The sequence below is a fragment of the Burkholderia sola genome, from assembly GCF_905400185.1.
Classification (GTDB): domain Bacteria; phylum Pseudomonadota; class Gammaproteobacteria; order Burkholderiales; family Burkholderiaceae; genus Burkholderia; species Burkholderia sola.
This window is the reverse complement of sequence record NZ_FR989675.1, coordinates 950234-962118: the sequence shown is the minus strand read 5'-3', so window position 1 is coordinate 962118 and position 11885 is coordinate 950234. Positions and strand designations below refer to the sequence as shown.

Sequence of the window (11885 nt, the reverse complement as noted above, 5' to 3'; positions counted from 1 at the left end):
ACAACGCGCCGCCGCATGGCAGGCTGCCGCCCGGCCCGTTGCCCCGGTACGGACGGCACGCCGCGAAACGCTATCGCCACGATTGAAACTCTCGTTCGGCAGCGCAGCAACGGGGCCTTTATAATGCGCGTCTGATACCCATCTATGACGGCATCCCGGTCAACCCGGACCGTCCGGCGAGCCTTATCCCGCCCGCCGCAGCCGCCTTTTACGGATTCGCACATGTCCACGCCCAAACACGCCAAAGTCCTGATTCTCGGTTCCGGCCCCGCCGGCTACACGGCTGCCGTCTACGCGGCACGCGCCAACCTGTCCCCGGTGCTGATCACCGGCATCGCGCAGGGCGGCCAGCTGATGACCACGACCGATGTCGAAAACTGGCCGGCGGACGCGAAGGGCGTGCAAGGCCCGGAACTGATGGCGCGCTTCCAGGAGCACGCGGAGCGCTTCAACACCGAAATCGTCTTCGACCACATCCACACCGCGAAGCTGCACGAAAAGCCGATCCGGCTGATCGGCGACTCGGGCGAATACACGTGCGATTCGCTGATCATCGCGACCGGCGCGTCCGCGCAGTATCTCGGCCTGGCCTCCGAGGAAGCGTTCATGGGCAAGGGCGTGTCGGCCTGCGCGACCTGCGACGGCTTCTTCTATCGCAACCAGGAAGTCGCGGTGATCGGCGGCGGCAACACGGCCGTCGAGGAAGCGCTCTACCTGACCGGCATCGCGAAGAAAGTCACGGTGATCCACCGCCGCGACAAGTTCCGCGCGGAGCCGATCCTGATCGACCGCCTGCTGGAGAAGCAAAAGGAAGGCGTCGTCGACATCAAGTGGGATCACGTGCTCGACGAAGTGACGGGCGAGGAATCGGGCGTCACGGGCCTGCGTATCAAGAACGTGAAGACCGGCGCGACGGAAGACCTGCACGTGCAGGGCGTGTTCGTCGCGATCGGCCACAAGCCGAACACCGACCTGTTCCAGGGCCAGCTGGAGATGAAGGACGGCTACATCCTGACGAAGAGCGGCCTGCAAGGCAACGCGACGTCGACGAGCGTGCCGGGCGTGTTCGCCGCGGGCGACGTGCAGGACAACGTGTACCGCCAGGCGATCACCAGTGCGGGCACGGGCTGCATGGCCGCGCTCGACGCGCAGCGCTACCTCGAAAGCCTGCACGACAAGAAGTAAGCCGGGAGCCTTGCCGCGGCGGGCGCTACAATGGCGTCCGCTGCCGCGAAGCGGGCTCGACCGGAAAGCCGCTGCCGCCGCGCAGCGGCTTTTTTCTGCCCGCGCGCCCGAACGCGCCTGCCCCGTTACCGAATCATGGCGAAGAACCAGCCCCATCCGAGCGATCCCGCGAAGCGGAAGATCGCTGCCCGTCCCGTGACCGCGGCGCCCGCCGCGCCGCCGCCCGCGCCCGATGCGGCCGCGTTGCGCGGCCAGGGCCTCGCGGGCCTCGGCGCATTGCGCAAGTCGCTGCAAGGCGAAGCCGATCGGCGCGAGCGCGCGCGCATCGAAACCGTGCAGGCCGAGCGCAAGGCGGAAGCCGACGCGAACCTGTTCCGCAACGAAATCGGCACGATCCGGCCGCTGAACGCGCCGCCGCGCGCGTCGTCGGGCCGCATGCCGCCCGACCCGGTGCCGAAACAGACGCAGCGCGACGAGGAAGCCGTGCTGAATGCGACGCTGTCCGACGAATTCGATCCCGAGACGCTGCTCGACAGCGACGACTCGCTGTATTACCACCGCCCCGGCATCAGCCGCGACGTCGTGCGCAAGCTGAGAAGCGGCGCATGGATCGTGCAGGCGCAGATCGATCTGCACGGGATGCGGCGCGACGAAGCGCGCGATGCGCTCGCCGAATTCATCCGCGAAGCCGGCAAGAAAGGGCTGCGCTGCCTGCGCGTGATCCACGGCAAGGGGCTCGGCTCGATCGGCAAGGAGCCGGTGCTGAAAGGCAAGGTGCGCGCGTGGCTCGTGCAGAAGGAAGAAGTGATCGCATTCTGCGAGGCGCGCGGCCACGACGGCGGCGCGGGCGCGGTGCTGGTGCTGCTGCAGCCGCACGCGGCGCCGGCCGACCGGGGGCCGCGTGCCGCATCCTAGGCTGACGCTCGCGATCGCGATACTGGAGGCGATCGCTACGCTGGCTTTCGCGATTTCGGGGTTCATCGAGGCGCGCAAGAACCGCCTCGACTCGGTCGGCACGTTCGTCGTCGCGCTCGCGACCGCCTTCGGCGGCGGCACGCTGCGCGACATCCTGCTCGAGCGCCGGCCGTTCTACTGGGTCGTGCACGACGACTACGTGATCGCGATCTTCGTGCTCGCGCTGTTCGCGCCGTTCGTGCTGCGCATGCTGTCGCGGCTGTCGGCCGAACGGCTGCTGCTGATCGCCGACGCGATCGGGCTCGGCATCTTCAGCATCTCGGGCACGTCGATCGCGCTCGACGCCGAGATGCCGCGCTTCATCGCGGTGATGATGGGCGTGATCACCGGCGTGGTCGGCGGGATCGTCCGCGACGTGCTGTGCAACGATATCCCGCTGATCCTGCGCGATTCGCGGCCGTACGCGACCTGCGCGTTCGTCGGCTGCTGGTTCTACCTGCTGCTCGTGTGGCTGCAGGTCGACTCGGTGTACAGCGTGCTGCTCGCGACCGGCTTCATCCTCGTCGCGCGGCTCGCGACGTTCAAGTTCGACGTGCGGTTGCCGCATTGACCTGACCGACGCATCCGCGGACGAATCATCCGCATCGCGGAAACGAAAAAGGGGCCGTTCATCGAAACGGCCCCTTTGCCTTTCGTTCAGCGCAAGCGTCGCGTCACGCGATCCGCTCTTCCGACGCCGGATCGAACAGCACGGCCTTCGACACGTCGAACAGCAGCGACTGCGTCTGCCCCGGCTGCGGGTTCGCGGCCGGATGCACGCGGCTCACGATCCGCTTGCCGTTCACCTGCGCGAACACGTGCGTGTCCGGGCCGGTCGGCTCCGTCACGTCGACGCGCACGTCGATCGGCTGCAGCTTCGACGTCTCGCCGTGATGTGCGTTGCGCGCGTCGGTGATGCGCTCCGGACGCAGGCCGAGGATCACCTCGCGGCCGACGTGCGACTTCAGTTTCGCCGCGTCGAACGGCAGGATCAGCGCGCTGCGCGCGAGGCCCGTGTCGATCTCGAGCGCGATCCCGCTGCCCTGCTCGACCAGCTTGCCGTTGATGAAGTTCATCGGCGGCGCGCCGATGAACCCCGCAACGAACAGGTTCGACGGCGAATCGTAGATCTCCTGCGGCGCACCGAACTGCTGGACCACGCCGTCCTTCATCACCGCGATCCGGTCGCCGAGCGTCATCGCCTCGATCTGGTCGTGCGTCACGTAGACGATCGTCGTGCCGAGACGCTGGTGCAGCAGCTTGATTTCCGCGCGCATCTCGATGCGCAGCTTCGCGTCGAGGTTCGACAGCGGTTCGTCGAACAGGAACAGCGACGGATCGCGCGCGAGCGCGCGGCCCATCGCGACGCGCTGGCGCTGGCCGCCCGACAGTTGGCCCGGCTTGCGGTCGAGCAGGTGCTGGATCTGCAGCATCGCCGACACGCGGTCGACGATCTGCTGCTGCTCGTTCTTCGGCACCTTGCGGATGTTCAGGCCGAACGAGATGTTCTCGCGCACCGTCATCGACGGATACAGCGCGTACGACTGGAACACCATCGCGATGTCGCGATCCTTCGGCGACAGGTCGTTGACGACCTTGCCGTCGATGCAGATCTCGCCGCTCGTGACGGTCTCGAGCCCGGCGATCATGTTGAGCAGCGTCGATTTCCCGCAGCCCGAGCCGCCGACCAGGATCAGGAACTGTCCGTCCTCGATCTCGATGTCGACACCCTTCAGGACCGGCACCCCGTTCGGGTAGGTCTTGTACACGTCACGGATGGAAAGGCTTGCCATGCTGTGAATCCTCTGTCTCGTCTCGCGCGGCGCACTCGGGCGCCGCGTCGGGTTCGTTTCGATGCGCCGCGCGTGGTGCGCGGCCGGTTCGTCGTATCGGATAACGCCGCGCCTACCCCTTCACCGCGCCCGCCGTCAGCCCGCGCACGAAGTAGCGGCCGGCGACGATGTAGACGAGCAGCGTCGGCAGCGCGGCGATGATCGCGCCGGCCATGTCGACGTTGTATTCCTTCACGCCCGTCGACGTGTTGACGAGGTTGTTCAGCGCGACCGTGATCGGCATCGAATCGACGCCGGAGAACACGATCCCGAACAGGAAGTCGTTCCAGATCTGCGTGAATTGCCAGATCAGGCACACCATGAAGATCGGCAGCGACACCGGCAGCAGGATCTTCGTGAAGATCGTGAAGAAGCCGGCGCCGTCGATGCGGGCAGCCTTCACGAGTTCGGCCGGCACGCTCACGTAGAAGTTGCGGAAGAACATCGTCGTGAACGCGATCCCGTACACGACGTGCACGAACACGAGGCCCGGAATCGTGTTCGCGAGGCCGAGCATCCCCTGCAGGCGCGCCATCGGCAGCAGGATCACCTGGAACGGGATGAAGCAGCCGACCAGCATCATCGTGAACAGCGCGTCGGCGCCGCGAAAGCGCCAGTGCGTGAGCACGTAGCCGTTGAACGCGCCGATCAGCGAAGAGATCAGCACGGCAGGAATCACCATCTGCAGCGAGTTCAGGAAGAATGGCTTCATGCCGTCGCAGCGCACGCCGGTACAGGCGCCGCTCCATGCCTTCACCCACGGGTCGACGGTCCACGTGGTGGGCGGCGTCAGCAGGTTGCCGGTGCGCAGCTGGTCGAGGTCCTTGAACGACGTCGACAGCATCACGTAGATCGGGAACAGGAAATACAGCGCGAACAGGATCAGTGCCGCATAGATCACTGCCCGGCTGATCGTCATCTTAGGCTGCATTGCGGGTGCTCCTCGATTCCATATACATCAGCGGCACCAGCACCGCGACGACGGTCGCGAGCATCATCACCGAGGACGCCGCGCCGAGCCCGAGCTGGCCGCGGTTGAACGAAAACGTGTACATGAACATGGCCGGCAGCGACGACGACGTGCCCGGGCCGCCCGCCGTCAGCGCGACGACGAGGTCGAAGGTCTTGATCGTGATGTGGCAGAGGATCAGCAGCACCGAGAAGAACACCGGGCGCATGCTCGGGATCACGATCTTGCGGTAGATGGTCGGCAGCGTCGCGCCGTCGACCTGCGCGGCCTTGAAGATCTCGCCGTCGACGCCGCGCAGCCCCGCGAGGAACAGCGCCATCACGAAGCCGGTCGACTGCCACACGGCCGCGATCACCACGCAGAAGATCGCCTTGTCCGGATCGTCGAGCCAGCCGAACGAGAAGCTGGTCCAGCCCCAGTCGTGCATCACCTTCTCGAGGCCGAGGCCCGGGTTCAGGATCCACTGCCATGCGGTGCCGGTCACGATGAACGACAGCGCCATCGGGTACAGGAAGATCGCGCGCAGCGCGCCTTCGTTGCGGATCCGCTGGTCGAGCAGGATCGCGAGGAACAGGCCGAGCCCGACGCAGATCGCGATGAACGGGATCCCGAACCAGCCGAGGTTCGCGGCGGAGGTCCACCACACGTCGTTCTGGAACAGGTCCGTGTAACGGCCGAAGCCGTCGAATTCGTAGTTGGGCAACAGCCGCGAGCGGGTCAGCGACAGATAGCCGGTAATCAGGATGAAGCCGTAGATGAACACCACGGCGATCGCGACGCTCGGCGCGAGCACGAGCTTCGGGATCCAGCGATCGGCGAAGGCCGACATCGGCGACGTACGCCGTGCGGCGGCAGCGCCGGATCCGTTTCCGCTAAGAGGGGCAGCCACTTGATTCGACTCCTGGAACGAGGGCGACGCAGGCCGGGCCGGCGCCGGGTACGGCACGGGCCCGCGGGCGAGCCCGTTTGCTGCACATGCAAAAACGCCCGGCCGATGAAGCGTGTCCGGCCGGGCGCCTGGCGCGCGTTACTTGACCTTCGCGGCCTTCGCGAGCGCGGCGACCGCGCTCTTCGAATCCTGCTGCGAGTTCATGAACTTCGTCACGACGTCCGTGATCGCGCCGGCGGTCGCGTCGCTTTGCGCCATGCCGTGCGCGAGCGACGGCACGAAGCCGCCCGACTTGATCGCGGTCTGCTCGTCGGCATACGACTTCTTCGCGCAATCGTCGAACTTGTCCATCTTCACGCCGAGACGCACGGGCACCGAGCCCTTCAGCAGGCTGAACTGCTCCTGGAAGTCCGGCGTCATGATCGTCTTCGCGAGCGCGAGCTGGCCCGGCGTCGCGTTCTTCTCGCCCTTCTGCTGGAAGAACACGAACGAGTCGACGTTGAACGTGTACGAATTCGCGGTGCCCGGCACCGGCGCGCAGACGTAGTCCTTGCCCGCCTTCTTGCCGGCGTTCTCGAACTCGCCCTTCGCCCAGTCGCCCATGAACTGCATGCCGGCCTTGCCGTTGATGACCATCGCGGTCGCCAGGTTCCAGTCGCGGCCGTTACGGCCGTTGTCGAAGTAGCCCTGGATCTTGCGCACCGTGTCGAACACCGACAGCATCTGCGGCGACGTCAGCGTCGCCTGGTCGAGGTCGACCAGCGCCTTCTTGTAGAACGCCGGGCCCTGCGACAGCACGACGTCTTCCCACAGCGTCAGGTCCTGCCACGGCTGGCCGCCCATCGCGACCGGCTGGATGCCTGCGGCCTTCAGCTTGTCGGCCACCGCGAAGAATTCAGGCCAGGTGGTCGGCACCTTCGCGCCGACCTTGTCGAGCGCGGCCTTGTTGATGTACAGCCAGTTGACGCGGTGCACCGAGAACGGCGCGGCGACGGTATGGCCCTTGTACTTGATGATCTTGTCGATTTCCGGCGGCAGGTTCTGTTTCCAGTCGCCGGCGGCCGAATCGATGTTGACGAGCACGCCCTGGTCGGCCCAGTCCTGGATCAGCGGGCCCTTGATCTGCGCGGCCGACGGAGAATCGCCGCTGATCACCTTGGTCTTCAGCGCGGTCATCGCCGCGGCGCCGGCGCCGCCCGCGACCGCGAAGTCCTTCCACACGTAGCCCTGCTTCTGCAGGTCGTCCTTCAGCACGCCGACGGCCTTCGACTCGCCGCCCGAGGTCCACCAGTGCAGCACGGTTACGTTCTCGGCTGCCTGCGCCGCCACGGCGCCAGCCATCAGGCCTGCGGCGCAGAGCGCGCCCATGATCGAGCGAACTTTCATTACTTATCTCCTCCAGACTGAATCAACTCGTGAGGTTCCCTGACCGGGAACCGGCTTCTTGATAACGACGGGGAAATCGAGCCGCGGGACGCATGCAGCGTACGGGGCCGATGACCGGCCGGGCTCTTACAGAAAGCGTGAATCGAGATTCAACGGCGTGTCTCCTCTTTGTGTTTCTGGCCCGCCGCGATGATGCGACGCGAGCCCGGGGCCGACGGCGCGCCAACGGTGCGCGCCGCCAATGTCCGATAACATTCGGCACAAGGCGCTCCCGAAGGCGAAGCTCGCGCAGTTCATCGACCGCACTTCTTTTTTTCTTCACCCAGGTGCTACCCCTTGCGGCGGATTGTAGTTAAACTACAATTCAGTGTCAAAAATATTTTTATCGCACTACGGATCGCTTCCGGGCACCCCCAACACGGCGGAGACACATGCATACCGATTCCAGCTTTACCTTCGTACTTTTCGGCGGCACCGGCGATTTGTCGATGCGCAAGATCCTGCCCGCGCTGTTCGAAGCGCATCGCGCGAACATGCTGGCGACGGGCGGCCGGATCGTCGCCGTGGCGCGACACGAATCGGATCGGGCGGCCTATCTCGAATGGGTCGACACGCACGTGAAGCCGCATGCGGCGAAAGCGGCCGGCGATGCATTCGACGACGCGGCATGGCAGTCGTTTCTCGACCGCATCGAGTACGTGAACCTCGATCTCGGCCGCGCGGAGGACTACGTCGTGCTGCGCGACGCGGTCGCCTCGCTGCCCGGCATCCGCGTGTTCTATCTCGCGACGGGCCCGTCGCTGTTCGTGCCGATCTGCAAGGCGCTCGCGGCGGTCGGCCTGAACGAAGGCGCGCGCATCGTGCTCGAGAAGCCGCTCGGCTACGACCTGAAATCGTCGAACGCGATCAACGACGCGGTCGGCGAGATCTTCGCGGAAGGCCAGATCTACCGGATCGACCACTACCTCGGCAAGGAGCCGGTACAGAACCTGCTCGCGCTGCGCTTCGGCAATGCGCTGTTCGAGCCGCTGTGGCGCCGCGAATGGGTCGAGAGCATCCAGATCACGATCGCGGAAGAGCTCGGCGTCGAGGCGCGTGGCGATTTCTACGACAATACGGGCGCGCTGCGCGACATGGTGCAGAACCACCTGCTGCAGCTGCTGTCGATCGTCGCGATGGAGCCGCCGCACTCGATGGATTCCGACTCGGTGCGCGACGAAAAGCTGCGCGTGCTGCGCGCGCTGAAGCCGGTCGACCCGCGCGACATCGGCAAGGTTGCCGTGCGCGGCCAGTATCATGCGGGCGTGATCAAGGGCGCGCAGGTGCCGGCCTATGCGACCGAGCCGGGCGTGAAGCCCGACAGCCAGACCGAAACCTTCGTCGCGCTGAAGGTCGAGATCGAGAACTGGCGCTGGGCCGGCGTGCCGTTCTTCCTGCGCACCGGCAAGCGTCTGGCCGACCGCGTCGCGGAGATCGTCGTCAACTTCCGCCCGGTACCGCATTCGGCGCTGGGGCCGACCGCGCTGCGCCCCGGTTCGAATCGTCTCGTGATCCGGCTGCAGCCGAACGAGACGATCCGCCTGTACTGCCTCGCGAAGCAGCCGGGCGAAGGGATGAACCTCGCGAGCGTGCACCTCGACCTCGCGTTCGACCAGTTCTTCAAGGAAGGGCAGATGGAGGCGTACCAGCGCCTGCTGCTCGACGTGATCAACGGCCGGCTCGCGCTGTTCGTGCGTCGCGACGAACAGGAAGCCGCATGGCAATGGGTCGAGCCGATCCTGAACGAATGGACGCGCACGCTGAAGCCGCCGAAGCCGTATGCGGCGGGCACGTGGGGGCCGGCCGCGTCGAGCGCGATGCTCGCGCAGCACGACACCTGCTGGCTCGAAGAAGAAAACTGAACCAAACCGTTGCCGCGTACGCCACCGTATGCGGCAACGTGCATCACGATTCGTACGATTTGAACAGACAAAGCAGTCCGGAGGAGATGTGATCGAGATCCACGCTTTCGACACCCAGGAAGCGCAAAGCGAAGCGCTCGCGCGCGCCGTCGGCGAAGCGCTGCGCGCGGCGCTCGCCCGCCCCGCGCGCCCGACGCTCGCGGTGTCCGGCGGCACCAGCCCGCGCCCGTTCCTGCATACGCTGTCGCACGCGACGCTCGACTGGGCCAGCGTCGACGTCACGCTGGTCGACGACCGCTGGGTGCCGGACGACGACGCGGCCAGCAACGCGCAACTCGTGCGCGACACGCTGCTGCAACACGCGGCGGCCCCTGCCCGCTTCCTGCCGCTCGTCGACACGCGCACCACGCTCGACGCGCACGTCGCCGCGCTCAACGCGAACGCCGACTACCGCGTGCCGACCGTCGCCGTGCTCGGCATGGGCGAGGACGGCCACACCGCGTCGATCTTCGCCGACGCGCCCGAATGGGACCACGCGATCACGACGCCCGAGCGGTTCGTCGCCGTGCATCCGGGCGCCGCGCCCCATGCGCGCGTGAGCTATTCGCTCGATGCGCTGAAGCGTGTCGACCGGCTGTTCCTGCTGATCGCGGGCGAGCGCAAACGCGACGTGCTCGACGCCGCGGCCGCGTCGCTGCAGAAGAACGCGATTTCCCAACTGGCCAACGACAAGGGGACCCAGCTCGATGTCTACTGGTGCGCAAAGTAAGGCGGTCGTCGCGGGTCAGCATGCCGACGGCCCGCGCCTGCTCGCGGACGTCGGCGGCACCAACGCGCGCTTCGCGCTGGAAACCGGCCCGGGCGAGATCACGCAGATTCGCGTCTATCCCGGCGCCGACTATCCGACGATCACCGACGCGATCCGCAAGTATCTGAAGGACGTGAAGATCAGCCGCGTGAACCACGCGGCGATCGCGATCGCGAACCCGGTCGACGGCGACCAGGTCACGATGACCAATCACGACTGGAGCTTCTCGATCGAGGCGACGCGCCGCGCGCTCGGCTTCGACACGCTGCTCGTCGTCAACGACTTCACCGCGCTCGCGATGGCGCTGCCGGGCCTGACCGATGCGCAGCGCGTGCAGGTCGGCGGCGGCGCGCGCCGCCAGAACAGCGTGATCGGGCTGCTCGGGCCCGGTACCGGGCTCGGCGTGTCGGGCCTGATTCCGGCCGACGACCGCTGGATCGCGCTCGGCAGCGAAGGCGGTCACGCCTCGTTCGCGCCGCAGGACGAGCGCGAGGATCTCGTGCTGCAATACGCGCGCAAGAAGTTTCCGCACGTGTCGTTCGAGCGCGTGTGCGCGGGCCCCGGCATGGAGATCATCTATCGTGCGCTCGCCGCGCGCGACAAGAAGCGGGTGGCCGCATCCGTCGACACGGTCGAGATCGTCGAGCGCGCACATGCGGGCGACGCACTCGCGCTCGAGACGGTCGAATGCTTCTGCGGGATTCTCGGCGCGTTCGCGGGCAGCGTCGCGCTGACGCTCGGCGCGCTCGGCGGCGTGTACATCGGCGGCGGCGTCGCGCTGAAGCTGGGCGAGCTGTTCACGCGCTCGTCGTTCCGCGCGCGCTTCGAGGCGAAGGGCCGCTTCACGCACTACCTCGAGAACATCCCGACCTACCTGATCACCGCCGAATACCCGGCGTTCCTCGGCGTATCGGCGATCCTCGCGGAACAGTTGTCGAACCGTTCGGGCGGTGCGTCGTCGGCCGTGTTCGAGCGGATCCGCCAGATGCGCGACGCGCTGACGCCGGCCGAGCGCCGCGTCGCCGATCTCGCGCTGAACCATCCGCGCTCGATCATCAACGATCCGATCGTCGACATCGCGCGCAAGGCCGACGTGAGCCAGCCGACCGTGATCCGCTTCTGCCGCTCGCTCGGCTGCCAGGGGCTGTCGGATTTCAAGCTGAAGCTCGCGACCGGCCTCACCGGCACGATTCCGATGAGCCACAGCCAGGTGCATCTCGGCGATACGGCCACCGACTTCGGCGCGAAGGTGCTCGACAACACGGTGTCCGCGATCCTGCAACTGCGCGAGCACCTGAATTTCGAGCACGTCGAGAACGCGATCGACATCCTGAACGGCGCGCGGCGCATCGAGTTCTACGGGCTCGGCAACTCGAACATCGTCGCGCAGGACGCGCACTACAAGTTCTTCCGCTTCGGAATCCCGACGATCGCGTACGGCGACCTGTACATGCAGGCCGCGTCGGCCGCGCTGCTCGGCAAGGGCGACGTGATCGTCGCGGTGTCGAAGTCGGGGCGCGCGCCCGAACTGCTGCGCGTGCTCGACGTCGCGATGCAGGCCGGCGCGAAGGTGATCGCGATCACGTCGAGCAACACGCCGCTCGCGAAGCGCGCGACCGTCGCGCTCGAGACCGATCACATCGAGATGCGTGAATCGCAGTTGTCGATGATCTCGCGGGTCCTGCATCTGCTGATGATCGACATCCTCGCGGTGGGCGTCGCGATCCGCCGCGCATCGACCAACGGCGAGCTGCCGGAGGCCGTCGCGCAGGCGCGGGCACGCGCCAGCGACGACGAAACGGCCGACGTGCTCGATTGGCTCAGCCATGGGGCTTCGCCGGCGGCGAAGGACGTCGCGCGGGATTGACGCAGCGGTAAAAAAAACGCCTCGGTGAACGACACCCCGAATGCTGGATTCAGGCCCGGCGTTCGGGGTGTTTTGCATGATCGGCATCGGCGC

At 66.6% G+C, this 11885-nt stretch carries 10 protein-coding genes; 6 read left to right on the top strand and 4 right to left on the bottom strand.

The window, feature by feature from the left end; translation table 11 throughout:
* Nucleotides 1-222: 222 nt before the first annotated feature.
* The 3 genes from trxB (at nucleotide 223) to KR541_RS04445 (ending at nucleotide 2710) form a co-directional block, all read left to right on the top strand.
* Complete coding sequence (gene trxB, locus KR541_RS04455; RefSeq protein ID WP_050011600.1) at nucleotides 223-1185, top strand: thioredoxin-disulfide reductase; 963 nt, start codon at nucleotides 223-225, stop codon at nucleotides 1183-1185.
* Nucleotides 1186-1320: 135 nt separating this feature from the next.
* Nucleotides 1321-2100, top strand: a complete 780-nt coding sequence (locus tag KR541_RS04450; RefSeq protein WP_050011601.1) for a Smr/MutS family protein — start codon at nucleotides 1321-1323, stop codon at nucleotides 2098-2100.
* Nucleotides 2087-2710, top strand: coding sequence for a trimeric intracellular cation channel family protein (locus tag KR541_RS04445; protein ID WP_089488245.1), 624 nt, complete (start codon nucleotides 2087-2089; stop codon nucleotides 2708-2710). Before KR541_RS04450 ends, KR541_RS04445 begins: the two co-directional genes overlap by 14 nt.
* A gap of 103 nt (nucleotides 2711-2813) precedes the next feature.
* On the opposite strand, the gene KR541_RS04440 is transcribed toward KR541_RS04445, so the two are convergent.
* From KR541_RS04440 to KR541_RS04425, 4 genes are all read right to left on the bottom strand, one after another.
* Entirely contained in the window at nucleotides 2814-3932 is a 1119-nt protein-coding gene (locus tag KR541_RS04440) for an ABC transporter ATP-binding protein (protein ID WP_050011602.1), read from the bottom strand.
* A gap of 112 nt (nucleotides 3933-4044) precedes the next feature.
* Complete coding sequence (locus KR541_RS04435; protein WP_011544828.1) at nucleotides 4045-4902, bottom strand: carbohydrate ABC transporter permease; 858 nt, start codon at nucleotides 4900-4902, stop codon at nucleotides 4045-4047.
* Nucleotides 4892-5830, bottom strand: coding sequence for a carbohydrate ABC transporter permease (locus KR541_RS04430; protein WP_011544827.1), 939 nt, complete (start codon nucleotides 5828-5830; stop codon nucleotides 4892-4894). The genes KR541_RS04435 and KR541_RS04430 overlap by 11 nt, the downstream gene beginning before the upstream one ends.
* 138 nt (nucleotides 5831-5968) lie before the next feature.
* Entirely contained in the window at nucleotides 5969-7216 is a 1248-nt protein-coding gene (locus tag KR541_RS04425) for an ABC transporter substrate-binding protein (RefSeq protein WP_124629861.1), read from the bottom strand.
* A 431-nt stretch (nucleotides 7217-7647) separates the two neighbouring features.
* Between KR541_RS04425 and zwf the strand changes: the two genes are divergently transcribed.
* The 3 genes from zwf to KR541_RS04410 all read left to right on the top strand — a co-directional run bounded on the left by zwf (nucleotide 7648) and on the right by KR541_RS04410 (nucleotide 11792).
* Nucleotides 7648-9117, top strand: coding sequence for a glucose-6-phosphate dehydrogenase (gene zwf, locus KR541_RS04420; protein ID WP_089488243.1), 1470 nt, complete (start codon nucleotides 7648-7650; stop codon nucleotides 9115-9117).
* A gap of 88 nt (nucleotides 9118-9205) precedes the next feature.
* Nucleotides 9206-9886 (top strand): 6-phosphogluconolactonase, encoded by a 681-nt coding sequence (pgl, locus tag KR541_RS04415; protein WP_050011604.1) that lies wholly within the window; start codon nucleotides 9206-9208, stop codon nucleotides 9884-9886.
* Nucleotides 9864-11792 (top strand): bifunctional transcriptional regulator/glucokinase, encoded by a 1929-nt coding sequence (locus KR541_RS04410; protein ID WP_089488242.1) that lies wholly within the window; start codon nucleotides 9864-9866, stop codon nucleotides 11790-11792. The genes pgl and KR541_RS04410 overlap by 23 nt, the downstream gene beginning before the upstream one ends.
* Nucleotides 11793-11885: the final 93 nt, after the last annotated feature.